Genomic DNA, 23,785 nt, shown 5'->3' on the forward strand with positions numbered 1-23,785 from the left:
CGCATAACGTAATTTGATTGGTATTGACCGTCAAGCTATAAAGACGCCCATTCGTCCCGGGATCACACCGCCTCCATGACCAGCGAAAGCAACGGTAAACAGAAAGTCCGCTCGGCCGAGGTCGGCACCGACATCCTCAAGGCGCTTGCCGAGCTGTCGCCATCCACCTCTCTGTCGCGCCTGGCCGAACACGTGCAGATGCCGGCGAGCAAGGTTCACCGCTATTTGCAGGCGCTGATCGCCAGCGGTTTTGCCGAGCAGAACCCCGCCACCAACCACTATGGCCTCGGCCGTGAAGCGCTTCGGGTCGGCCTGGCTGCTTTGAACAGTATGGACGTGCTGAAAGTCGCCGCCCTGCCCTTGGCCGAGTTGCGTGACGATCTGAATGAGACCTGCTTTATAGCGGTGTGGGGCAATCAGGGCGCGACGGTGGTGCACATCGAACCGGCGGTGCGCGCGGTGACAGTGGTTACGCAATTGGGCTCGGTTTTACCGTTGCTCAGCTCGTCGACAGGGCTGGTGTTCAGTGCCTATTTGCCCCACCGAGAAACCGATGAGTTACGTGATCTCGAAGTTCGCGCCGTCGACGTTCATCCGTTGGCCGATGAGCAGGCTTACACCACATTGTGCGAACAGATCCGTGAACGCGGCTTGCACCATGTTCACGGCTTGCTGATGCCCGGCGTGGATGCGTTGTCGGCGCCGGTGTTCAATGCGGTCGGACAGGTGGCGGCGGTGATGACCATCGTCGGCCCGACCTCGTTGTTCCATGCCGATGAAAACGGCCCGGCGGCGCAGCGTTTGCTGGCGGCGACCCGGGCCGTGAGTTGGCGGATGGGGTATCAAACTGAAGACTTCAACCGCTGAGCGGGATCCGGAAGTAATGGCCAGCCTTGACTGTTACACAAGGGTGGTTTTGCTGACTGAGCTGTCAGGATCGGCCAGGATCTCTTGGATCGCCTCGAGCGCCCGCTCCTCCAAGCCTGGTTGGCCTGTGGCCGCGCAGTACAGTTTTTCGACTTCTCGCGCATCGCCCAGCAAGTCAATGAGATTTTTCTGCACCTGACTGGCTCCCGCTCCACCTATCCCGGCCTTGCCCAGCGACGCCAGTTCAATCAACGCTTCCTTGAAATGCCCCATGGCTTTTGCCCGGTCACCCTCGGAGTAGGCCACGCCCCCCTGCACCAAATTCTGGGTCAGCAACGCGGCACTTAATGCAATACCTACAGGCGGAAAGACGATGCTGATCACGCTAACTGCTGTCACGACAGCGTCGTACACCAGGCCGGCAATGATTTCGTCGAGGCTTTGGGTGGCCTCATCGACATCAGAAATGATCTTGTATACCACGTCGTTGTAGCAGTCGTTCAGATCGGTGACGCGACTGTTACGCACCAGCACTGGCGCTTCTGTGAAGTTGGCCAACTGCTCAAGATCCGTCAGATAGGTACCAACCTGCGGCTGGTACTTCACGAACGCCCGATCATACAGGTAGTCACCAATGCCCCGGGTTTTCACGGCGGGTACAAAATCCTTGAAGGGACGCAGTTCGCAGCCATCCGGTGCATTCGGGGTATACAGATATTCTTCGACTTTCCCGGCCACAAGCAGCCTGAACACGAATACCCCCACCACCAGACGATCCCGGAGAAAGAGCTTGAACAAGGCACTGTGGCGCACATCACCAGGCGCTTCACCGACGGGACTGGCCGGCTGCATCGAACCGAACGCCACGATAACCTTCTCGATCTCGATGACATGCTGTGGTGGTACGCGCCCCGTGAAAGCCGCTTGCATGAGTGACACGGTCATCTGCCGACGCATTCCGCCTATGCAAATCCCTCGCTTTAACAGTCCTTCGGGATTGGAGCGGTTGAGATATACCGAACGCAACATATCGATGTACTTCTCACCGGGGCGCAACGTTTTCGACCAACTGGAAATATCGCGGATATCAAGCGTTCTGATATCCGGATGGTCTGTCGCCCACGTGAAGCGTGGGTAAAGAGGCTGGCCGACGCCGCTGGCTTCAAAATGCACTTCACGAACAATCAGTTCAGTCAGTGTCATCTGTTGTTCCTGACTGATTTGCACATAAATCCGGTCAGGGTTGACCGCTAAACTTTCACCTCGTTGCAGTAATACTTGTTCGACCCGTTGCTTGATAAGGTCGAAGCAAAACCGCTCGTAGGAAATGAACCCGCCCTGGCGCACCTCAAGGGTTTTCAGAGCCTTGAGTTCGCAATTGAGTCGCGTGAAGCGCTGACGCTGTTCATCGGAGGCATTACGATAACCATAGGGTGTCAGACTTTCTTCTTGCGCCACCAGCCATGCCCGATGATTGAAAACAATACTCTTCAGCACTTCCTCTCCTTGATAGAAAGAAGGTGCCAATCTGGAGCCGCGCCAATTGCTGGGTCGTGGCGGAATTGTTTTCAGGTAACCGCCAATCTCTTCCCGTTCCAGCGCGTGGGTCTGCCATACCAGATAATCACGACCTTGTTCCGTCGCCGTCCAGGCGCTGAGAGATAGATCCAGCACCCTGAAGGTTGCAAAGCGGTGCCACTCCTGCCCCCCGGGCGCTCCCGGCGCGTACAAAAACCAATCGTGCGAATAGCTATCAAGAGGGCCGACGACGACCACATCGCAAAGTGGACGGGTGTCTTCACGCAACTGCAAGGGCGCCAGCGTCAGACTCATATCTCCGGCTACTGCACGTCGAATCAGTTGCAGGTTGGCGTCGTCGAGGTGTCCCTGGAGCTTCGCGGCAAATGCACTCAGTAAAAGCCGGTCACGAGTGACATTGTTCATGGCTGCCAGCACACCTGCTTGCTGGTAGACACTCCGAATTTTATTCCCAAAAGCTGCGCGCACGTCAGTGGTAAACACCTCTTCCAGCCATTGCTGGTTTAGGCCCGATGGCAAAAGTCCGTCGCTCTTGAAAGTGATCTGGCTACGCTGACCATTTTCATGCAGCCCGTGCAGCAGCAAGTCGGTCAGAGATCGCTTGTCCTCCTGAACATAGATTCGACCAGCTTGCTCGAACACATAACGGCAGTGGGTCGTGATGTTGTCGGGGTCAGCGGTTGCGCCAAACTCCATTAGCAGCGCCTGACTCATCAGATTCCGGGCATAAGCTTGTACACTGGTGAAGTGCCCGAGTTGTTTTTCCAGATCGTTACGGCTGCCGATCAACTGTTGTTCCAGTTCGCCGTAATGCAATTGATCGGCGGCGCCCACGTACTTAAACCATTGCGGACGGCTGTCGCTTACCGCGGAGTAAATTGTATTCATGATATTAATTTCTGTCCTATAGATAGTCTGAAAACCAACTTTACCGTTGGCTTCTTTAAAACTACCCCAGAACAAACTAACAACAAACCGCCTATCCAATACCAAATATGCGCAGCCCATACCGCATGTAACGACACCCTCACAAAACTCAAAACTCAATACAGCCTCAACAGCCATAAAATCAACTGCACAACCCAAGTAACTTTGCCTTTGCCACGGCTTGCGTCCTGCGCTCCACTCCTAACTTTCCGTGAATACGCCGGGCATGGGTTTTAACAGTATGCAAAGAAATGAACAGGGCATCTGCAATCTGTTGATTGGAATGACCGAGTGCTATTAACTCCAGTACTTGTCGTTCACGCTGGCTCAATGCACCTATTTCACCTGAACGCAGGATAAGTTCGTCTGGCAAAACAGAAGACCGGGCTTCAAACAATGCACCCTGACGCTGTCTCAACTCTCTCAACACCTGTTGTCCCTGGTATCGCTCCACACTGCAAACGCCCTCTTGCAACATACCGATGGATTGTTCCGTACGGCCGGCGAGCCACAATGCTTCGGCTACCGCCAGTTGCAACTCAGTGGCGAGCGCCCACATACCGCGCGCCTGTGCGTGTGTCATCAAAAACTCAAGCTGTGCCGTGGCATCAGACATCTGCGGCGCTAACCGGACTCGGGCGAGGATCAGCAGGTATTCGATCCGTGGAATCAACTCCAGAGTGGCCGGCGGCGCCTGTCGTGCCCGGGGCCCGCGATAGTGTTTGAGTACCCGGCTCAACGCCTCGCGCGCCAGCTCGGGACGTCCCTGTTGCAACCAGAAATGACTACTGACCTGCAACAGCACTCCTCGGTAGACCGTGTCCGGAATCTGCCGCTGCTGCATCAAGCGCTCGGCATCGCGCAAGCGAACAAAGGCCTGGGCGTAATCGCCTTGATTGGCCGCCAATTGCGCCTGACCGAGAAAACCGTAGAGCACACGTTTGTCGTGGCTGCGCAGACAATCGTCGAGACCGTGCTGAAAGAACTCGGTGGCCCGTTCCTCCTGCCCCATGCATAACGCCAGTCGTCCACGTCGCAGGGCGATGCGCCCGAGCAGAGGCGTGGGCCGATCCCCTTGCTGGCAGAGCAGTTCGTGCACGTTGAGCAACAGGCTCTCGGCGCGGGCCGGAGCCCCCCGCTGCTCCAGCAATTGCGCATGATCAAGTTCCATTAAGCCCTCGAACACCAACGAACCTCGCGCCCGCGCCAGGCACAGTGCCTCGCGGTTATGGGCTTGCGCCACGTCGAGTTCGCCTCTTAGCAATGCCTGTTGCGTCAGACCGGACAAACACATCAGGCGCGCCGTCCAGCATTCGGGATCGAGCGCGCTCAACGCTTCAAGGAAGTGCGCGCGCGAAGTCTCCATTCGTCCCTGTAAATGCAGCAACCAACCCTGCAGAGCCTGCCAGCGTGCAATCAATTGACGCTGAAGCAGCGCCGAGGGTTGAGGCGTGAAGTACGCCAAATGAGCAATGCAGGCATTCGCCTGTTCGAAACGTCCGGCGAATAACAGCGCAGCTGTTATCAATCCGACCAACTGCGGGCTGCCCAGCGTCAGTTCCTCGCCTTGCTGCTCATGCAAACGCAACAACAGCACCACCGTCTGCTCCTCGAACAAATGCTCGAAACTGAAGTGCTGCAGCAGGCTGACCGCCACTTCGTATTCCTCGGCGAGCAATGCCTGCTCGAAGGCCGATTTCCAGTCCTGTTCGGCACAGAACCACTGACAGGCACGCCGATGCCAGGAGCGTCCCGACGGCCATTGCTCATCGCGCAACAACTGGCTGAACGGGGTGAAAATCTGTAGCCAGTCGGTGGAGTCCCGCCAGGGTTCGATAAAACAGCCCAGCGCTTGCAAGGTCCGCAAGTACTGAGCGCCCTCCCCGGCCCCGAACAGGTGATCGCACAACCGGGCATTGAAACGGGGCAAGTGGGCCAGCACCCGCCAGGCCTCACTTAACTCAGGCGTCAGCGAACTGAACAACTCATGTTCCAGGTAATCGAGCAAGGTGTCCGCCCGTCCCAGGGGTTTGTCCTGACGCGACCAGTCGCACTTCTGCAGCAATGCAATCCGCACACCGGCACACCAACCACCCGTGCGCAGGATGATCCGACTGGCCACCTTGCTGGCTTGCTCCGGTACCCAGGGCTGCAATATCTGCTCGACTTCGACCGAGGTAAAAGCCAGCGAAGCGCTCTCGCATTCGTACAACTCATCATCAAGCAGCAACCTTGGCCAATTGCAGGGCGGCCGGCGGCGGGCGCCCAGCCACCAGGTCAGCATCGGGCTGCTGATCGCCAGCATGCGATCCAGCAGCGAGTCCAGCGCCGGGTTCGGCAGACGGCAGTAGTCATCGAGAAACAGCCAGGTCGGCGTCTGCAATCGCGCCAGACAGCCCAACAACCCGGTTTCATCCGATGAGGCCAGTCCCAGCATCTGCGCCAGACGATGACGAAAATCCGCCGCGCTACACGCTACGCCAGACAATGGCAGCCAATGCACTCGACACTGGGTTGGCGCCTGCAACAGGCATTCGGCGAGCAGCGCGCTCTTGCCACTGCCGGCGGGTGCGCAGAGCAATTTCACCCGTGCCGTCGAAGCCAATAACGGCTCGCTCAAACGGGCCCGCGACAGGTGATGAGAGGACAGGCGGGGCAGGAATCCAGAACGGTCCAGACACGGAGTCATGGCGGTCATTGCGGCGTGCCTTTTTATAATTGTCCGGCCACCCTAGCCCTCTATAACCCGCTTGTTGAGAAGTATTCAGGACGCTGATCGGCGCCCATAAAAAAGGCGACCCGCAGGTCGCCTCTGGTGATGCCTATGTATCAAAACCCTTACCGAACGCCCTCGGCGCGCAGGGCCGACGGGGTGTAGTCCGCAGACTTGGCGTTGAAGCCGAATTCGAAGCTGTGCTTCTCTTCGTTCTTCATTCCCAGGGCAATGTATCGGCCGGCAATGATGTCGTAGAGCGCCTCCAGGGTGTAGGCCGGAGTCTGATGATCGTAGTAATACTGGGCGTGACCTTCGGCCACTCGCCACAGTTGGCCGCGACCGTCGTAGTGATCCGCCAGCGCCACTTGCCAGCTGTCTTCGTCGAGGTACATATGGCGCTTGGCGTAGATGTGCCGCTCGCTCGACTTGACCGTGCCGACCACTTCCCAGACCCGGTGCAGCTCATAACGGGTCAGGTCCTGGTTGATGTGCCCGGCCTTCACCACGTCATCGTACTTGAGGCTCGGCGAGTCGAGTTTGTAGCTGTTGTAGGGAATGTACATTTCCTTTTTGCCGATCAGTTTCCAGTCGTAGCGATCAGGCGCGCCGGAGAACATGTCGAAGTTATCCGACGTGCGCAGACCATCGGCGGCGGTGCCCGGCCCGTCGTAGGCCACTTGAGGTGCGCGTCGCACTCGACGTTGACCGGCGTTGTAGATCCACGCCAGACGCGGCTCTTTTACCTGGTCGAGGGTTTCATGCACCAACAATACGTTACCCGCCAAGCGCGCCGGCGCGGTCACCGATTGCTTGAAGAAGGTCAGTACGTTGGCGCCTTTTTCCGGATCCAGATCCTTCATCAATTGCGGTACGGCGATCTCTTCCTCGAAGCGGATCGGCGTGTAGCTGCCGTTGGTCTGTGGGGTCACTTGGGTGATGATGCGTCGCAGGTTGCCGCCGTGATAACGGGTGATGTGGTTCCACAGGACCTCGACGCCGTTCTTCGGAATCGGGAACGCGTAGTAGCGGTTGCCGGTGAAGTTGGCCAGGCCGTTACCGTCGTTGATGCTGTTCACATTCAGCGCGCTGCGCTTGGCCGACTCGTAGATTTCCGGCGGCAGGCCCACGGTGCGATGGGTCGGGTAAACCGGGATCTTGTAGGTTTCCGGGTAGCGCTTGAACATCGCCACCTGGCCATCCGAAAGCTTGTCCTTGTACTTATCAACGGTTGCAGCAGTGATGGTGAACAACGGTTTTTCGCTGGCGAACGGGTCAGCCAGGAAGCCTTTGCTGTCGACCGCGCCGGCGTTTTTCGGGATGCCACCGGTCCAGGCCGGGATCGAGCCGTCGGCGTTGCCGGCCTTCTCGGCGCCCAGTGGCGTGAGTGTGGTGCCGAGCTTGTTGGCTTCTTCCGGCGAGACCGCCGCCATCACGTTGGCGGCCAGCAGGCTCAGGGCCAGGGCGCCGCATTGCAGAATCATCTTGCGCATTAACATCATCCTTCTCAGCCAGATCAGAAGTTCACACCGAAGCTCAGCGCCAGGAAGTCACGGTCTTCCAGGACGTTGTAGTCACCGCCGAAGAAGTCGGTGTAACTGAGGCTCGCGGTATAGGTGTTGCGGTAATCGGCATCGACACCGACGCTGACCGCTTTGGCGCCTTCGTTGAACAGCCCGTTGGGACCGTAGCCGGCGACGTCATGGGACCAGGACAGGTTGGGTTTGAGGTTGATCCCGCCAATCACGTTGGCGTAATCGAGGATCGCCCGGGCGCGGTAGCCCCAGGAGGTGGAGGTGACGAAGCCATCGGTATCGCCACCGAAACCGTACTGGCCGTAGACCGAATCACGGCCATAACGCAGCTTGCTCCGCGACTCCAGACCACCAACCCGTACCACCGCTGCTTCACCGACCAGAGTCAGCCGTTGGGCACCCAGCACTTGGTCGAAGAAATGCGTCAGGGTGCTTTGGACCTGGGTCACTTCCTTGCGGCGATAACCCGTGTTGTCGGCACCTGGCCGGGTCGCGACAGGCGATGCGGCGCCGCCGGCGATCGGGTTAAGCAGTGCCAGGGTCAAGTCGTTGGTGTTGACCTGTACTGGAGCGTTGGGCCGGTAGCTGATTTCGCCAGTCCAGGCAGTGCCGGTGGGCAACGTGGTGGAGAAGCTCGCACCGTACAGACGAATGTCTTCCGGGTATTCGAGGTAATACTGACCGCGCCCGAGCATCACGCTTTGGGCCAGGCCCGAGCCACTGCCCGGTGCCAGACGGTTGGCGGCGCTGATCATGCCCGGCAGCCTGGCCAGTGTCGACAGCCCGGCGGTGGTGGTGCCGACGGTTGGTGTGCGACTGTGGTAATTCATGAAGTAGAGGCCGTATTCGGTGTCGTCACCGAGCCAGCGCAAGGCAGTGCCCCACTGCCCGGAATCCCGGGCATCGCGGTCGCCGCCACGGGGCACGATCACGCCCTCACGGGAGACCTGGATAGGTTGGCCAAAGGCTGCCGCCAACGGCGCCAGCGGCGCAATCGCCGGGTTGCCGACGGTGTAACCGGTGTTGCAGCCGTCCGCCGCCACGTCGACGCCAAAGAAGGTGCCGCAGTTGTCGAGAACGGTCTGATCCCACTCCAGTTGGTAGAAGCCTTCCACGGTGAGCTGATCGGTCAGGCCCTGGGAGGCGAACAGCATGTTCACCGGAATCAGGCCTTCCTTGATCTCGGCTCCAGGACGACGGAACGCGGAAACGTCGACCGGGTTGATACTGTTGATCGAGTTGCCGATGAAGGTGCTTTCACCCCAGCTGACCACCTGCTTGCCGGCGCGCACGGTGCCCGGCAGATCGGCGATGGAATAGTTGTGATAGACGAACGCATCGAGGATCTGCGCGCCCGAAGATTTGGCGCCTTCCTTGCGACCGCTGTCGCTGATCTGCTTGAACTCGCGATCTTCATCCTTCAGCTCGAAGTCGTACCAGTACTTGCCACGGACAAACACACCCGTGTCGCCGTACTTCAACTCGAGGTCGTGGATACCTTTGAAGATCTTGGAGAAGGTCTCGCCTTTCTTGAAGTTCAGCCGTCCGTCATCACCGGTCGAAGACTGGCCGGTACCGCCATTGACGGTGCCCGCCAGTGACTTGTCGGCATCGCGCATGCCCCAGCTCGCGCCAACCGACAACGAGGAATCGAACTGCCCCTCGATTTCGCCAATGTTGAATGAAACAGCCTGCGCCTGGGCACAGCAGCCCAAGGCCACCGCAACGGCCAGCGCTTGCGGTTTGAAGATGGCGCGCATTGTTGTTTTTGTCATGCGTCTTCCCCGGTGAGTGACAGAAGGCCCCACCCTACTGCCGCACGCCGGGAGCGATAAGCGCACCAAGGAGGTATTCGCGCTGTACCTCTAAAGGATGAATGCCCGCATCGGACGGGGGTTTGCGCGGGGTATGGATGGGCTGGATGGAGGGTTATCAGCGCAGCGCATGGTCGTGGGTTGAATCGGGCATGTGGCAGCGGCCGAAGGCTGCTACAGGGTTCAGCCAAAGACTGTTGCTCAGACTGCAACAGTGCATGTCTGGAATCGCTATTTTTCCTTTGCACTCAAGCCCTTATTCTTGTCGGGCTTTCACGGCAAACGGCCTGAAAGCATGAACCGACGGGGATGATAGACCTACCCCGTTGACGACAGAATCCAGATGATTTGAAGCGTATTTTTCGACTCATCGCCCGTGTTCACTGACGTTGATTTATTGCTCCTTGATCCACGTCTTGCTTTGGCCGCTGCGTTTGCAGCGGCCTTTTTTATGGGTGATCGGTTTGTCTGGCGATCAGGCTTCATACAAGTGTTCCTACAAGATGCTTCGCTGTAGCAGGTAAGAAACATCCTCCTCAAGATAAAGACATTTCTAATTATTTATTCAGCCAAGGAAACTTCTCTCGATTACGCGAGTAGTTCCCTACGCACTTCTCGGACCCATGCCTTCCAATTCCACTGTAACGTAAAGCAATAACTTATCCATCCATGGACGAGCACTCTCTACTGCAACAAGTCGGAGCATCTTCCGAATCCTATATCCATTGATCAATTAGAAACCCTGAACAGCAAATTCAAAGGAATTGAATATGCAGAAACCACCATTGATTCTTGATGCAACACATATTACTGCAAAGGCCCCAGATAACTGGGACCCCTTTAAGGACACCACGCAGGGCTATTCATTTAGCGGTATGTTCGGGCCGGCAGGGGCCAACCATAAAACCCGCGAAATAATGTACAACACTCAGATCGCCCTTGAACAAGAGTTCGGCGCAAAGTCCACATTATTACCACAATCAATTGAGGCCGAACTGGCCGCGACACGGCTGGAAGGACCAACGCATCCTCTACCGCCGGCGGCGGCATTGGTTCGCGAACTGGGTGTTAGAAACACGCTGATTCAACGCAAGACTGCAGAACTTCACAGACAGACTGCCATCGCCAACCGCTTTTATGGAAGTGATCCGCTTGGCAAAAAATTCAATGACTTTCTGAATCAGGCCTCGGCTATCCGGCGAACGGACCGGTCAGCCGGAACGCGGGAGTTGTGGAGTCAATCCTACCGGGCAGCTCATGAAGCGAGGCTTCTGAGCCAAGCCATCCAGCTTCTCAATCAGCAACAGGTCAACGTGCTCAACTGGCTGGCTGCTGTGCAAGCCGAAGATCAAGCTCGAGCCGCGGCAGAACAGGAGGCACACCGGGCAGCTGCCGAACTGGCGCGAATCAATGAGCAGGCACGACTTGCGGCGCTTGCTGGAGCCGCTCGACTGGCAGCCGAGCGCGAGCGGGTCGCCGCAGAAGAGCGCCGTCAGGAAGCTGTTGCAGAGGCAGCACGCCTTCAAAAAGAACAGGAGGAGATCCGCAACCGCGAACAGGCACGGATTGTGGCATTGGCTGAAGCCCAACGGATGGCGGTCGAACAGGCGCGGCTCGCCGCCGAAGCAGCCGCCCGACAGCTCGCGGCCGAGCAGGCGAGTATCGCGGCCCTGGCGGATCTCCAGCGCCGCAAAGAAGCCGAAAAGGCTCGCATTGAACGTGAGAACAAACTGCAGGCTGAAAAAACGCGTCTTGAGCGCCAGCAGAAAGCCCTAAAAAGGGCACAAAGAAGAAAACGGAAACAAGCGCGGAAGAACGCCCGAGCCGAAGCCGAACGGCAGGCGGAGCAATCGCGCTTGCATGCGCAATGGCAAGCCGAAACCGAGGCTCGCTGGCAACGACCTACATTTGCCAACGTGGGTTCGATGACAGCCTTTGGCCCAGCGTTTACGGGCACTCTCGGTAGTTTTGGTAATAATCCGACAACCGCTCTGGCACTCAGAACCGCACTTCGCACCGGGGTGTCCCTTGCAGTTGCAGCCCTCTCGACAGCTACAGCTCCAGTGCTGGTCGGTTTCGCCACCTTGCTGGTTCCGTCCAGTCTGGGTAATGGCGATCTTTATTCAGCGAGTGTTCCTCTTTCAGACCTTGCGCCTGATTTAACGGCCGACCTGCACGAGCTGGCGGCCACCGAGGGCGAAGTCGATCTGCCGGTAAGGCTTGGCTCGAGGACGATAGGCAACAGAGTAGAGATCGTCATTGTCAGCACCGACGGCGTGACAGTACCCGCCAATGTCCCCGTGAGAACGGCTCACTTCGACGCAAAGAAAAACGTTTACGTTTCCACCGCCTCCGACTCCATCGGCCCCATCCTCACTTGGACGCCATTGGTAGACCCACTGAATCCTTCGACGGATTTCCCGCTGGTCGACACTGAGTTGCCGATTTACGAAGGCGCAAATGTTACTCCCGACGGGGGACGGATAGACCCGTTTCCGCAGCTGGATCAGTATGGTTTTGGTGGATTCATCACGGTCTTCCCGATTGAGTCAGGGATCCCGCCGACGTTCACGATGTTCAGGGATCGACGCCAGGATCCCGGGATTGCAACCGGCAACGGTCAGCCGGTTTCAGAGAACTGGTTGGGAGCAGCGTCGACACTGCAAGGCGCACCGATTCCCGAGCAGATTGCGGATAGACTTCGAGGGAGGGAGTTTTCGAGTTTCAAGGCATTTCGCAGGGCGTTTTGGAAGGCTGTGGCTGCCGACTCGGAACTAAGCTCACAGCTATCCCGACTCAGCAAAATCGAAACTGAAAAAGGACTCGCTGCAAGAGCAGATCAGGCGGATCACGTCGGAAAAAAGAGAAAGTTCGATCTTCATCATGTAATACCCATTAGTGAAGGCGGAGCAGTCTATGAAATTGATAACCTTCGCGTGCTGACTCCCAAGCAACATATCAAAACACACTCAAAAAACAGGGAGCTATAAATGAATCAAAAAAACAGGTTAGAAGATTACACGGAATCCGAATACAAGAGACTCATACTTCGTTTATTCAAGGGAGACTACTCATCGGAAGAAGAGCTTGAGGAAATCGTTGAGACCATCGTTAATACGTCGGAGCACCCCAACGGCTCAAACATATTGTACTTCCCCGAAGAGGGCGTAGAGGATAGTCCGGAAGGCGTGCTTAGCACCATAAAGCAGTGGCGAGCCGCCAACGGCAAACCAGGCTTCAAACCCGAGTGACCAAAAAGGGTTGATAACGCGTCAAGTCACACCGAAAGCCTCGCGTAAGGCAGCTGCTCTTGCAGCTGCCTTTTTTATGAGCGATGGATTTCCACGAAAGTGGCCTAATAGTTACTTGAGACTCTTTCGATCTTTTCCTTCAACGCCCCCAAAAAAAAGGAATCGGAAAATTAATATAAACTTAAAAACCAGATTTGAAGACTATACCGAGCGCGAATACATCGAACTCGTAAGCATCCTATTTGATGGAAGCTATTCATCAGAGGATGAGCACGACAGCATATTTGAGATTATCATCAGCACTTCAGAACATCCTAGTGCTTCCGATGTTTTGTGCCATCCGGAAGATGGCGTTGAAGACAGTCCATTTGGTGTAGTAACAGTTTTTAAAGAATGGCGAGCGGCAAACGGAAAACCAGGGTTTAAACCTGAAAAATGAAAAAGCGAGCAGGCATTCCTTGCCTGCTCGCTTTTGCTTCCTATTACAACGAATACTCCTGCAACTCCCCATCACTTCCTTCAGTGCGTGAATAAGGAAATTGGTTTAGACCGATCTCAGTCCTTATTCTGAGAGGGCTTTCACGGCAGATCGCCCGAAGCACGCCCATCTCAGCCACCAAGTGGTCGACTCCTTGATTCAACGTCTTACCGTGGCCGCTGCGTTTGCAGCGGCCTTTTTTATGGGCGATGGTTTTGTGGCGCCATCTCCTGCCTTTTTGATGTTTAAAGCAGTTCCTACAAGAAGTTTCCCATACCTGCATAGGAAACATCTTTATGCACAGTGGATAATTTTGCTCTTACTCCTATTCATCCGAAACCTCTGTCGAATTTCAATGTAAAAGCCCACACATTTATCAGACCCACAACTTCTAATTTAACTGTAACTTGAAACTGCACAAAACGGTTGCTTGCGAAATATTTTCTATAAGTTCGTAAACCTTCTCTGACATCCAGCACATTCACAAGGATATGAATATGCAAAGACCTCCACCTTTTGTATTGACCGAGCCTGTCTGGACAACAGGCGTAGCCCCTCCCGGATTTACTCCTCCACCTCAAATTCCTACTAATACCTATAACAGCGGAGCATTCGGATTTCCTCCGGGCGCCAGCCGAGTTGTAAGCAAAGTAACCCACACCATCGCGACAGCCGAACAAGAATATCAAGCCAAACTAACACAACTTCCACAAATTATTGATAACGAACTGACCGCCACAAGACTGAATGGACCCACCCACCCAGTTCCCCCTATTGAGGGAATTGCTCGAGAACTGGAGGTAATTAACAGACTGGCGATACGCAAGAAGGCCGAGTTCGATAACAAGACAGCGATAGCCAATAGTTATTACGGCTACGACCCAATTGACAGGCCCTTTCCGGAGATCCTTAAAAAAGGTGTGACCCTGGAGAAACCGTTTCATGCAAACAGTCTTGGAATGCTGGCATGGACCAAGTCCTACAAGGCAGCGTATGACGCAAGGCTGTTATCCCAAACAATCCATTCGCTTGAGCAGCGATACGGCAATCTAGTGACAACCCTCACAGCCTTGCAGGCTGCGGAACAAGCGCGATTGGCAGCAGAACAGGAAGCACAACGCGTCGCTGCCGAACAGGTACGCATCAGGGCAGAAGCTGAAGCACTCGCCCACGCTCAATTGCAGGCACGATTAGCCGCCTTGGCAGAAGCCGAACGCGTGGCCGAGGAACAGGCACGGATGGCGGCGGAACAGGAAGTCCGGCGGGCCGCCGCGGAACAAGAAGCACAACGTGTTGCAGCTGAGAAGGCACGTAATGCACAACGGCAGAGAGCTGCAGAAGAGTATGAAAAGAAGCGTGCAGAACAGGATGCACGGTTGAAATATCTTGATTCGTGGAACGAGTCACTAAAAGCCGATCAAGCTAATCGCCCATTTGTCGTGTCGGGCTCAGCGGCGTCGGTAGTTCCCGTGTTTACCGTTGCTACAGGAAGCATCTTTACACCTGCGAACAATCTACTGGCGATCAAGGCTGCGCTTCGGGCGGCCGTAGCAGCAGTGACTTCAGCCTTAGCCACGTCTTCCAGTGTGGTGATTGGCGGGTTTGCGGTGCTGATGTTCCCCTCGCCACTCGGTAATAGCGACCTCTACGCCTTGAGCGTGCCGCTCTCGGATCTCACACTTATTGATCCCGATGGCTTGTACGACATCGCCGAGGCCAATGGGGAAATTGATCTGCCGGTATCTATCGGTTCAAGAACCATCGATGACAACATTGAATTCATAGTCGCCGCTACAAATGGAGCGACGGTGCCCTCCAAAGTACCGGTGCGGCTCGCCATCCACGATCCAAGCCTGAATGTTTACAGATCCTACAACCCGGATACCCCATCCATCGGTATGACCTGGACGCCTATCGTCAAGACAAAAAACGCATCAACGACCTCGCCGGCTCGCGAATCGAGGATCTATATTTACAACGGCACTACCCCTGCCTCGCGGGAAGGAAGACTGGATGAGTTTCCAGAGTTGGATCTCTACAGTTTTGGTGGTTTCATCAATGTGTTCCCCGCTGAGTCGGGTATTCCACCGATCTACACGATGTTCAGGGATCGACGGGATGATCCTGGTGTGGCAAGCGGTTATGGAGAAACAATATTGGGTATTTGGCTGGGATCAGCGTCGCAAGACAATGGCGCAGCGATTCCCAATCAGATCGCGAATAAACTCCGAGGACGGGATTTTTCAAGCTTCAGGGCGTTTAGAGAGGCTCTCTGGAGAGCTGCAATTGACGATCCTGATTTAGCCAAACAGTTTACTGCCAACAACATTGAAGAAATGAAAAACGGAAGAGCCCCTTTTACGCGAAAAAACGACAGGATGGGTGGCCAGGTAAAATTTGAATTACACCATGTGAACCGTGTTTCTAAAGGTGGTGATATTTACGGCATAGATAACATCCGGATTGTCACACCAAAACGCCATTCTGAGTTGCACAAAGGAGGTAATTAATATGAGCGCTACTAGTATTTCCGATTATACCGAAGAGGAATTTCTTGAATTTTTAACCGAAATTTGCAAGTCGGAGTACCTGACTGAAAAAGATCAAATAGAGGCTGTACTCTTATTTGAAAAGCTGACGGAACATCCAGACGGATCTGACTTGATTTACTATGCAGACTCAGACGAAGACTCCACACCCGAAGCCATCATTAAAAAAGTGAAAGTCTGGCGAGCCGCCAACGGAAAACCAGGCTTCAAAACCGAGTAACCAAAAACAACAGGATCAAGGCTTTACTCTTGATCCTGTTGGACCTGTCACACCGAATACCTCTGCAAATTCCCCATCATTTCCCTCAACGCCTCAATATTATCCTTCGGGTGCGCCGCCCCCTCAAAATCACAAATCTGCTCCCAATGCGCCGCCACATCTTCCGGCGAAAACCCCACTCGCGGATCGAACCCGGCGCCCAGGCTGCGCTCCCAGCGCACCTTGCCCATCCAGCCGCCACCCACTTCGAATAACCCCGAAGTTTCCTGGCAATGCTCACTGGCCAGGTACACCACCAGCGGGCTGACCAGTTCCGGTTTGAGTTGTTCGAACACTTGTGGCGGGATCAGGCCTTCGGTCATGCGGGTGCCGCCGGTCGGGGCGATGGCGTTGACCAGGATATTGTTCTTGCGGCCTTCGATGGCCAATGTGCGGGTCAGGCCATAGAGGCCGAGTTTGGCCATGCCGTAGTTGGATTGGCCGAAATTGCCATAGATGCCCGAGGTCGATGCGGTGAAGATCACGCGGCCGTAGTTTTGCTCGCGCAGGTGCGGCCAGGCGGCGCGGGTGACCTTGTAGGCGCCCTCGACGTGGACGCGGTAAACCAGGTCCCAGTCGCTGTCGTCCATTTTGTGAAAGGTCTTGTCCCGCAGGATGCCGGCGTTGTTCACCACGACATCGACACGGCCGAATGTGTCGAGTGCATGCTGGACGATTTTGTCACCGTCGGTGACGGAATCGTGGTTGGCCTCGGCGGTGCCGCCCGCTTCGCGAATTTCCGCCACCACTCGGTCCGCTGCCGAAGCATTGGCGCCGTCACCTTGAGCCGAGCCGCCAAGATCATTGACCAGCACTTTGGCGCCCTGCTTTGCGAACAGCAGCGCGTGCGCCCGGCCCAGACCGCCGCCCGCACCAGTGACGATCACGACTTTATCTTCGAAGCGCACAGACTCATTCATGGGGAATTCCAGCAGGCCAGGGGACAATGAGTGCGAGTGTCAGCCACGGGGCTGCCGGTCACAATGAACACGGGGGCGGCTGAATGGTGCGCAATAAGGCAGCGGGATAGTCAGGAACACGCCACCTTGCGCGGTGGTGAAACCAGCCGGTCGCGAAACTCCAGATAGTGCTTGAGCACCTGCGCCGGCGCTTCGATCTGCGGGTAATGGCCGATCTCAGGCAGCAGGACCGTGTCCGGGTCGGGAATCAGTTGCCGATAGCGCGTCACCATGTGCCCGCCGGAAACCGGATCGACCTCGCCATCGATGACCCGCAACGGCACCTCTCCCCGCTGCATGGCGCTGACCCAACGTTCACGCTGGACTCGGCGCTGCGGGATATAACTGATCAATTTGTGCATGATCCGTTGCCCGTGATTACTGTCGACCAGGCTCCAGAAATCATCCAGTTCACTTTCCGTGGGCCGGGTCTGCGGACCGAAGATCTGCTGGAAACTCTTTACCAGCGCATCACGGGAAAAAGCTCGCCCGATCATCCAGCCGAAGGGGCTGAGCAGGAGTTTTTGCATCAACACCGGGCGATGGGTTTCGGGAAACAGCCCGCCATTGAGGAAGACGCAACTGGCAATATCAGCGCGCGTTTCATAGTGCCGGGCCAACAATTCCTGAGCCACGCTGTCGCCATAATCATGTGCCAACACGTGAACGGGTTGCTCAACGTTCAGATGCGCCAACAAGGCCTGTTGCAGATCAGCCTGTTCCAGCAGGCTGTAGTCATGATTCACCGGTTTGGCCGAGTCGCCGAAACCGAGCATGTCACAGGCAATCACCCGATAGCGTTGCGCCAGCGGTTGCCACAGGTAATGCCAGTCCCAACTGGCCGTCGGGAAGCCATGGATCAGCAAGAGCGGTTCGCCCTGCCCCGCGGCCCAATAGCGGATGGTCTGACCGCGAAATACGAACGTCTGGCTGCGCTTGCGCCAGACACACAGAGGAATCTCGGCGAGTGGCATTTAGAATTTATAACCCGGGTCTTGTTTATCGAGTTTGCGCAGCAGCGCCGGCCAGGCCAGCGCGCCGCCCATCCCTTGAGCACTTTTGGTGACACCGGCAATCATCGCCTTGGCGCCCGCCAGAATCTGCGGCTCGATGGCGATCAGCTCCGCGCCACCGTTCTGTGCCAGCACCTGAATCTCGCAGGCGCGCTGAAAGGTAAACATCATCAGGAACGTGTCGGCGATGGTGCCGCCACAGGTCAGCAGACCGTGGTTGTGCAGCATCAGGAAATTGTTTTCGCCAAGGTCGGCTTGCAGTCGCGCCTTTTCTTCATGATTTAGGGCAACGCCTTCGTAGGCGTGATAAGCCAGGCTGGAAAGGACGAACAAGGACTGCTGACTGATCGGCAAGATGCCCTGCTTCTGCGCCGATACCGCCACCCCCGCCGCGGTGTGGGTGTGCAGCACACATGCAACGTCATGACGGACTTCATGCACGGCGCTGTGGATGGTGTAACCCGCCGGGTTGATCTCGTAAGGGCTGTCCATCAACTTGTTGCCGGCCTGATCGACCTTGACCAGGCTCGACGCAGTCATTTCATGGAACATCAGTCCGAATGGGTTGATCAGGAAGTCTTCAGTGCCCGGCACCTTGGCGGAAATATGCGTGAAGATCAGGTCGTCCCAGCCGTGCAAGGCGACCAAACGATAACAGGCAGCCAGATCGACGCGGGTCTGCCATTCGGCGGCACTGACGTTGTCTTTGATGCTGTGTGGCGATTGGACGGGGGCTACGCTCACGGCAAGAATTCCCTTTTTTATTTTTCTGGGTTTTTATTGTTTTTTGCTGCGTTACAGCAGTCTAGTCAGCCCCCGGGCTTCGTGTAGTTGCATTGGCAGCCAGCTTGATGGCCGAGCGAGTCAGTGCACGGGTGAGTCTGGATCCATGTCAAAGCGCTGCCGCCAATAAAGGCTAAGCCACGCAAACCTGTGGGAGCGAGCCTGCTCGCTCCCACAAGTCAGCCACGCAAAACGCTGACCAGTTCCGCCAGCCAAGGCTCGGCGTCGGTTTCCGGCGTCACGGTTTCACTGGCGTCCAGGCGCAGCATCGGCAGGATTTCACGCACGCCCAGTTCGCCGAACAATTCACGCATTTGCTCACCGCCACCGCAGAACGTATCGCCATAACTCGAGTCGCCCAATCCGAGCACAGCACCCGGCAAACCACGCCAGGCGGCGGGCAATTGATCGCGAATCGCCGAATACAGCGGCTGCAGATTGTCCGGCAACTCGCCCATGCCGGTGGTTGAGGTCACCGCCAGAAACGCTTCGGGACCAAACGCCTGAACATCGGCGAGTGTCGCGCGGGGGTTGTGCCAGGTTTCAAAACCGGCGGCGTTCAAAATGCTTGCTGCGTGACGGGCGACTTCTTCAGCCGTGCCGTACACCGAGCCGGAAAGGATGGCGACTTTCATCAATCTGATCCTGAATCTAAATAAAAGTAGGAGATATTAACAGCACCGCCCTCATTGATCTTTTAGAATGCAGCGTATCAATCAATACGCAAAGGACTCTGCGATGATCAATGCCTCACTGCTGCAAATGGTGATTGACGCCTCCAATGACGGCATCGTGATTGCCGAAAAGGAAGGCGAACAGGACAACATCCTGATTTACGTAAACCCGGCATTCGAGCGCCTGACGGGTTATACCAGCGAAGAAATCCTCTATCAGGATTGCCGTTTTTTGCAGGCAGGAGACAGGGATCAGCCAGCCCTCGCCTTGATTCGGCAGGCATTGGGCAGTGGTGGTTCCTGCCGGGAAATCCTCAGAAATTACCGCAAGGACGGCACCCCGTTCTGGAACGAACTGTCGCTTTCCACGGTAAAAAACCCGCACGACGGACAGACCTATTTTGTCGGGGTGCAGAAAGACGTCACGGCTCAGGTCAAGGCGCAGCAGCGAGTCGCGCAGCTGGAGGCGCAATTGGCCGAGGCACAGGCAGAAATTCTCGCCCTCAAAACGACGAACGGCTCAAACCAATCTGCGAATTAGTGGTCATTTACTACAATCACCGATGACTTTGTAATTATTTCTTTCGAGCAAATCATGCAGCGCGACGCACTCCTGACGCAGGATGAGCTGGATTTTATCCAGAACATGCAACACAACCCGCAACTCAATGTGCGAGATGCGACGTCGAGCCTGCTCGTCAACGGTGGTTCGCAGATTCGTGACCTGCTCACACGCCTGGCCGCTCATGAACAAGTCACCATCCAGGCCAATTTCGAAAACCAGCAAATGACCTTCCCGCTGCACTTGGTGGAAGATGAATTTCACGCAATGCATCTACGCCTCGGCGTCCCCAGCATCTATGAAGACGGGCCGATGATTCGGCCATGGCGCCTGGCACTCGAAGAGCCCGTGGCGCTGGAAAATGCCAAGGGGCAACCCGGCACGATGTGGGTGCACGAAATATCGTTCAAAGGGGTATTGCTGGAGGTTCGCAACAAGACCAAGGCGCCAAAGCACTTCGCGTTGTGGTTCAGCCCGTCAGGTTATGAGCGGATTGCGTTGCGCGGCACCTTCGAGCGTGAAACCGAACAGGGTTTCTATGCCTATGAATTGAGCCAGAGCGACACGGACGAAACCGAACGCCTGCGTCAGTACATCCTTCAGCAACATCGGCTGACCCATCCTGCACTGCATATCTGAATCTCAGGTATCCAGGTTTCCCGCCAGGAACTGTTTCAGACGCTGGCGCATCAACACCCCCTCGTTTCCCAGACAACCGATCGATGATCCGGCCAGGCTCTCCTGTGCCAGGTCCGATGCATCCCCGGCCAGCAACACCTGACAATCCAGGCTCATGGCCAAGCGTTTCAAACGTCGAGGCAATTCACCGGCCGGCGCGTGACTGGAAACCAGCACCAATGCTTGGGGCTTGATCTTCTCACAGATCAGGATCAACTCGTCGAAGGGCTGACCGATCGCCAACAACTGAATAGCCGAATCGACACTGCTCAGATACAGCGCAGTGAGCAGCACATCGAGTTCACGACATTGGTCGGCCAAGGCGCAGACGATCACTCGTCGCGGTTGCATGACACGTACCAGCAGCAGGCGTTGCAACACTCGAGAACGCAGAAAACCATCCAGGAAAAGCCACTCGCTGGTCTGACCGAACCCTTCATGGCGTTGGAGTAGTAGCTTCCAGACCGGAATCAGAATGTCCTGAAACACCACCGTCAGCGGGTAACTGGAAAAAATCTGACCGTAGACGTGTTCCAGTTGAACCTCGTCAAAAGCGCTCACCGCCGCCTTGACCTGCTGCTGCCATTGGCCGTAGTCGGTCTGAACGAGTTCGTTGGGAATGACCTGCGCCAGCACCTCGAATGGCTCGGTCTTGGCCAGTATCTTGCCGACCTTGCTGACCGCGACGCCACGTTCGATCCAGCCAAGGATGCTGCGAACACGCTCGATATCGGTCATCGAATACAAACGGTGCCCGCTTTCGGTGCGCGTGGGTTGTATCAAACCGTACCGCCGCTCCCATGCGCGTAGCGTGACCGGGTTGACCCCTGTCAGACGCGCGACCTCACGAATCGGAAACAGCTCTTCTCGCATCAACGAGGTATTGGGGAGCAAGCCAGGAGCAAAGTCAGTCAGCACAGCCATTTTGGGATTTACGTCCATGTATAAAATCTCGATACATTTAACGCTCCTACCCCTCTAGCATTCAAGACGTTGATATACGACGAAGGTCGCTGACGCTATCGTCAGAATCAGGAATAATCCTTGCCTGTCCCGAGACGCAGCCCATCACCCCGGCGCTGTGTCTGGCGAAGCTCTTACCCGGAGCGACGCGTTAGTAATATGGAGATACACAATGTCTACTTCACCCGTCACGCTGATGGTTGCGCGTCGCGTCGCCGATGGGCGTTATCAGGACCTGATGGCCTGGTTGCGCGAAGGCGAACAACTGGCCACCGACTTCCCCGGTTACCTCGGCTCTGGTGTGCTCGCTCCACCGCCCGACGATGACGAATTCCAGATTATCTTTCGCTTCGCCGACGAGCAGACAATGCACGCCTGGGAGCATTCCGCATCGCGCACTGCCTGGCTGGGACGTGGCAGTGATCTGTTTGCCAACCCTTCGGAACATCGGGTCCGTGGCATCGATGGCTGGTTCGGTGCGGTCGGTCAACGTCCGCCACGCTGGAAACAGGCCGTGGCGATCTGGCTGGCGTTCTTCCCGGTGTCCCTGTTGTTCAACTTTGTATTGGGGCCGCTGCTGGCTGAAACGGGTTTGCTGACCCGCGTGTTTGTCAGCACCCTGTGCCTGACGCCATTGATGGTGTATTTCTTCATTCCGCTGTCGACCCGTTTGCTGGCCGGGTGGCTGCAACCCCCCTCTGCGCGTCCGTTGTCCGCAGCACCCACCACTCAAAATCAATAACCCCCTGTAGGAGCGAGGCTTGCCCGCGAAGAACGATGACGCGGTTTGACAGATAGACCGAGTCGTCTCCTTCGCGGGCAAGCCTCGCTCCTACGTAGGTCTCGCAGGACGTAGGTGAACGACTCCCGTCGCTGGTATAGTTTTGCTCTTACCGCGACGCGAGCCGTTCATGACCTCTACCGCAGCCCCAATCCTCATCACCGGTGCCGGCCAGCGTGTCGGCCTGCACTGTGCGCAGCGTTTGCTCGAAGACGGCCATCCGGTCATTTTCAGCTACCGCAGCGAACGGCCTGGTGTGCAAACCCTGCGCGATCTAGGGGCGACCGCAGTGTTTGCGGACTTTTCCAGCGAGGCCGGAATCCTTGCGTTCATCGGCGAACTGAAAAACCACACCGACAGTTTGCGGGCGATTGTCCATAACGCTTCTGAATGGCAGGCAGAAACCCCGGGCTCCGCAGCCGCGGCTTTCACCCGCATGTTCAGCGTGCACATGCTGGCGCCTTACCTGATCAATCTGCACTGTGCCGATTTGCTACGGCGTTCAAGTCCTGCCGACATCGTGCACATCAGCGATGACGTGACTCGCAGGGGCAGCAGCAAGCACATCGGCTACTGCGCCAGCAAAGCCGGGCTCGACAGCCTGACCCTGTCCTTTGCCGCAAAATACGCGCCCGGCATCAAGGTCAACGGTATCGCGCCAGCCCTGCTACTGTTCAATCCCGACGACGACGCGGCGTACCGCGCCAGGGTTCTGGCCAAATCGGCACTGGGCATCGAGCCCGGCAGCGAAGTGATCTACCAGAGCCTGCGCTATTTGCTCGACAACCCTTATGTCACCGGCACGACCCTGACCGTCAACGGCGGACGGCACGTCAAATAAGCCGCTCCCGCGAGGATGTCCCATGACGTTATTCCCGCCACACAACTCCTTGTCCGAGAGCTATCGCGAGATCCTGATCGGCCTCGGTGAAAACCCCGACCGCGAAGGACTGCAAGACACCCCGGTTCGCGCCGCCAAGGCGATGCAATACCTGTGTCATGGCTACGAACAAAGTGTCGAAGAAATCGTCAACGGCGCGCTGTTTGCCTCCGACAATGATGAAATGATCATCGTCGACAACATTGAGCTGTACTCGCTCTGTGAACATCACATGCTGCCCTTCATCGGCAAGGCCCATGTGGCTTATATTCCGACAGGCAAGGTGCTGGGCCTGTCGAAGATTGCGCGGCTTGTGGATATGTTCGCCCGCCGACTGCAAATCCAGGAAAACCTCACCCGGCAAATCGCCGACGCAGTGCAGCAAGTGACCGACGCCGCCGGTGTCGCGGTGGTCATCGAAGCCCAGCACATGTGCATGATGATGCGCGGCGTCGAAAAACAGAATTCGACCATGAACACCTCGGTGATGCTCGGCGCCTTCCGCGAGTCGAGTAATACCCGCCAGGAGTTCCTGCAATTGATTGGACGGAGCAAGTAGC

Annotated in this window: 20 protein-coding genes; 11 read left to right on the plus strand and 9 right to left on the minus strand. The window is 56.5% G+C overall.

The genetic code is table 11. From position 1 onward, the window contains the following. Window positions 1-75: 75 nt before the first annotated feature. Complete coding sequence (locus F6R97_RS09950) at window positions 76-867, plus strand: IclR family transcriptional regulator (protein ID WP_315866464.1); 792 nt, start codon at window positions 76-78, stop codon at window positions 865-867. Window positions 868-900: 33 nt separating this feature from the next. Here the strand turns inward: F6R97_RS09950 and F6R97_RS09955 are convergent, their stop codons facing one another. From F6R97_RS09955 to F6R97_RS09970, 4 genes are all read right to left on the minus strand, one after another. Further along, the gene (locus F6R97_RS09955) at window positions 901-3,471 is read right to left on the minus strand and encodes a dermonecrotic toxin domain-containing protein (protein ID WP_315866465.1); all 2,571 of its coding nucleotides are present in this window, start codon (window positions 3,469-3,471) and stop codon (window positions 901-903) included. Window positions 3,472-3,475: 4 nt separating this feature from the next. Further along, window positions 3,476-6,031, minus strand: coding sequence for a LuxR C-terminal-related transcriptional regulator (locus F6R97_RS09960; RefSeq protein ID WP_315866466.1), 2,556 nt, complete (start codon window positions 6,029-6,031; stop codon window positions 3,476-3,478). 140 nt (window positions 6,032-6,171) lie between these two features. Continuing rightward, window positions 6,172-7,539 carry a DUF1329 domain-containing protein gene (locus F6R97_RS09965; RefSeq protein ID WP_315866467.1) on the minus strand — a complete coding sequence of 456 codons (1,368 nt, stop codon included), beginning with the start codon at window positions 7,537-7,539 and terminating at the stop codon, window positions 6,172-6,174. A 23-nt stretch (window positions 7,540-7,562) separates the two neighbouring features. Next, window positions 7,563-9,356, minus strand: a complete 1,794-nt coding sequence (locus F6R97_RS09970; protein WP_315866468.1) for a DUF1302 domain-containing protein — start codon at window positions 9,354-9,356, stop codon at window positions 7,563-7,565. Window positions 9,357-10,165: 809 nt separating this feature from the next. Between F6R97_RS09970 and F6R97_RS09975 the strand changes: the two genes are divergently transcribed. The 5 genes from F6R97_RS09975 to F6R97_RS09995 all read left to right on the plus strand — a co-directional run bounded on the left by F6R97_RS09975 (window position 10,166) and on the right by F6R97_RS09995 (window position 15,893). After that, a complete protein-coding gene (locus F6R97_RS09975) occupies window positions 10,166-12,385 on the plus strand; it encodes an S-type pyocin domain-containing protein (protein WP_315866469.1) in 2,220 nt (739 codons plus the stop codon). Then, the gene (locus tag F6R97_RS09980) at window positions 12,386-12,646 is read left to right on the plus strand and encodes a bacteriocin immunity protein (RefSeq protein WP_315866470.1); all 261 of its coding nucleotides are present in this window, start codon (window positions 12,386-12,388) and stop codon (window positions 12,644-12,646) included. It begins immediately after the preceding gene. Between the two features lie 10 nt (window positions 12,647-12,656). Then, window positions 12,657-13,085: a bacteriocin immunity protein gene (locus F6R97_RS09985; protein ID WP_315866471.1), complete on the plus strand. Its 429-nt coding sequence runs from the start codon at window positions 12,657-12,659 to the stop codon at window positions 13,083-13,085. Window positions 13,086-13,621: 536 nt separating this feature from the next. Continuing rightward, window positions 13,622-15,634: an S-type pyocin domain-containing protein gene (locus F6R97_RS09990; RefSeq protein WP_315866472.1), complete on the plus strand. Its 2,013-nt coding sequence runs from the start codon at window positions 13,622-13,624 to the stop codon at window positions 15,632-15,634. Between the two features lies 1 nt (window position 15,635). Next, on the plus strand, window positions 15,636-15,893 hold the full coding sequence (locus tag F6R97_RS09995) for a bacteriocin immunity protein (protein ID WP_315866473.1): 258 nt from the start codon (window positions 15,636-15,638) through the stop codon (window positions 15,891-15,893). Between the two features lie 47 nt (window positions 15,894-15,940). On the opposite strand, the gene F6R97_RS10000 is transcribed toward F6R97_RS09995, so the two are convergent. From F6R97_RS10000 to F6R97_RS10015, 4 genes are all read right to left on the minus strand, one after another. Beyond that, entirely contained in the window at window positions 15,941-16,852 is a 912-nt protein-coding gene (locus tag F6R97_RS10000; protein ID WP_315866474.1) for an SDR family oxidoreductase, read from the minus strand. Between the two features lie 110 nt (window positions 16,853-16,962). Further along, window positions 16,963-17,865, minus strand: coding sequence for an alpha/beta hydrolase (locus tag F6R97_RS10005; RefSeq protein WP_315866475.1), 903 nt, complete (start codon window positions 17,863-17,865; stop codon window positions 16,963-16,965). After that, window positions 17,866-18,648, minus strand: coding sequence for a class II aldolase/adducin family protein (locus F6R97_RS10010; RefSeq protein WP_315866476.1), 783 nt, complete (start codon window positions 18,646-18,648; stop codon window positions 17,866-17,868). Between the two features lie 218 nt (window positions 18,649-18,866). After that, a complete protein-coding gene (locus tag F6R97_RS10015; RefSeq protein WP_038979001.1) occupies window positions 18,867-19,322 on the minus strand; it encodes a flavodoxin in 456 nt (151 codons plus the stop codon). A gap of 103 nt (window positions 19,323-19,425) precedes the next feature. Here F6R97_RS10015 and F6R97_RS10020 point away from each other — a divergent pair, with 103 nt between their 5' ends. Then, window positions 19,426-19,902, plus strand: a complete 477-nt coding sequence (locus F6R97_RS10020) for a PAS domain-containing protein (RefSeq protein WP_038979000.1) — start codon at window positions 19,426-19,428, stop codon at window positions 19,900-19,902. Window positions 19,903-19,956: 54 nt separating this feature from the next. Continuing rightward, window positions 19,957-20,562 (plus strand): hypothetical protein, encoded by a 606-nt coding sequence (locus tag F6R97_RS10025; protein ID WP_038978999.1) that lies wholly within the window; start codon window positions 19,957-19,959, stop codon window positions 20,560-20,562. Between the two features lie 3 nt (window positions 20,563-20,565). On the opposite strand, the gene F6R97_RS10030 is transcribed toward F6R97_RS10025, so the two are convergent. Beyond that, on the minus strand, window positions 20,566-21,543 hold the full coding sequence (locus F6R97_RS10030) for a MerR family transcriptional regulator (RefSeq protein ID WP_038978998.1): 978 nt from the start codon (window positions 21,541-21,543) through the stop codon (window positions 20,566-20,568). Window positions 21,544-21,736: 193 nt separating this feature from the next. On the opposite strand from F6R97_RS10030, the gene F6R97_RS10035 reads away from it, so the two are divergent. The 3 genes from F6R97_RS10035 (at window position 21,737) to folE (ending at window position 23,784) form a co-directional block, all read left to right on the plus strand. After that, on the plus strand, window positions 21,737-22,306 hold the full coding sequence (locus F6R97_RS10035) for an antibiotic biosynthesis monooxygenase (protein ID WP_038978997.1): 570 nt from the start codon (window positions 21,737-21,739) through the stop codon (window positions 22,304-22,306). Window positions 22,307-22,475: 169 nt separating this feature from the next. Continuing rightward, window positions 22,476-23,186 (plus strand): dihydromonapterin reductase, encoded by a 711-nt coding sequence (gene folM / locus F6R97_RS10040; RefSeq protein ID WP_315866477.1) that lies wholly within the window; start codon window positions 22,476-22,478, stop codon window positions 23,184-23,186. A 22-nt stretch (window positions 23,187-23,208) separates the two neighbouring features. Further along, a complete protein-coding gene (gene folE / locus F6R97_RS10045; RefSeq protein ID WP_038978995.1) occupies window positions 23,209-23,784 on the plus strand; it encodes a GTP cyclohydrolase I FolE in 576 nt (191 codons plus the stop codon). Window position 23,785 lies beyond the last annotated feature (1 nt).

Source organism: Pseudomonas sp. JV414, from assembly GCF_032424305.1.
Taxonomy (GTDB): domain Bacteria; phylum Pseudomonadota; class Gammaproteobacteria; order Pseudomonadales; family Pseudomonadaceae; genus Aquipseudomonas; species Aquipseudomonas lini.

What these genes read in the sequence shown, in the direction of transcription:
- F6R97_RS09950 (WP_315866464.1), top strand. Translation starts at nt 76, where the DNA reads ATGACCAGCGAAAGCAACGGTAAACAGAAAGTCCGCTCGGCCGAGGTC.
- F6R97_RS09955 (WP_315866465.1), bottom strand. Translation starts at nt 3,471, where the DNA reads ATGGCTGTTGAGGCTGTATTGAGTTTTGAGTTTTGTGAGGGTGTCGTT.
- F6R97_RS09960 (WP_315866466.1), bottom strand. Translation starts at nt 6,031, where the DNA reads ATGACCGCCATGACTCCGTGTCTGGACCGTTCTGGATTCCTGCCCCGC.
- F6R97_RS09965 (WP_315866467.1), bottom strand. Translation starts at nt 7,539, where the DNA reads ATGCGCAAGATGATTCTGCAATGCGGCGCCCTGGCCCTGAGCCTGCTG.
- F6R97_RS09970 (WP_315866468.1), bottom strand. Translation starts at nt 9,356, where the DNA reads ATGACAAAAACAACAATGCGCGCCATCTTCAAACCGCAAGCGCTGGCC.
- F6R97_RS09975 (WP_315866469.1), top strand. Translation starts at nt 10,166, where the DNA reads ATGCAGAAACCACCATTGATTCTTGATGCAACACATATTACTGCAAAG.
- F6R97_RS09980 (WP_315866470.1), top strand. Translation starts at nt 12,386, where the DNA reads ATGAATCAAAAAAACAGGTTAGAAGATTACACGGAATCCGAATACAAG.
- F6R97_RS09990 (WP_315866472.1), top strand. Translation starts at nt 13,622, where the DNA reads ATGCAAAGACCTCCACCTTTTGTATTGACCGAGCCTGTCTGGACAACA.
- F6R97_RS09995 (WP_315866473.1), top strand. Translation starts at nt 15,636, where the DNA reads ATGAGCGCTACTAGTATTTCCGATTATACCGAAGAGGAATTTCTTGAA.
- F6R97_RS10000 (WP_315866474.1), bottom strand. Translation starts at nt 16,852, where the DNA reads ATGAATGAGTCTGTGCGCTTCGAAGATAAAGTCGTGATCGTCACTGGT.
- F6R97_RS10005 (WP_315866475.1), bottom strand. Translation starts at nt 17,865, where the DNA reads ATGCCACTCGCCGAGATTCCTCTGTGTGTCTGGCGCAAGCGCAGCCAG.
- F6R97_RS10015 (WP_038979001.1), bottom strand. Translation starts at nt 19,322, where the DNA reads ATGAAAGTCGCCATCCTTTCCGGCTCGGTGTACGGCACGGCTGAAGAA.
- F6R97_RS10020 (WP_038979000.1), top strand. Translation starts at nt 19,426, where the DNA reads ATGATCAATGCCTCACTGCTGCAAATGGTGATTGACGCCTCCAATGAC.
- F6R97_RS10025 (WP_038978999.1), top strand. Translation starts at nt 19,957, where the DNA reads ATGCAGCGCGACGCACTCCTGACGCAGGATGAGCTGGATTTTATCCAG.
- F6R97_RS10030 (WP_038978998.1), bottom strand. Translation starts at nt 21,543, where the DNA reads ATGGACGTAAATCCCAAAATGGCTGTGCTGACTGACTTTGCTCCTGGC.
- F6R97_RS10035 (WP_038978997.1), top strand. Translation starts at nt 21,737, where the DNA reads ATGTCTACTTCACCCGTCACGCTGATGGTTGCGCGTCGCGTCGCCGAT.
- folM (WP_315866477.1), top strand. Translation starts at nt 22,476, where the DNA reads ATGACCTCTACCGCAGCCCCAATCCTCATCACCGGTGCCGGCCAGCGT.
- folE (WP_038978995.1), top strand. Translation starts at nt 23,209, where the DNA reads ATGACGTTATTCCCGCCACACAACTCCTTGTCCGAGAGCTATCGCGAG.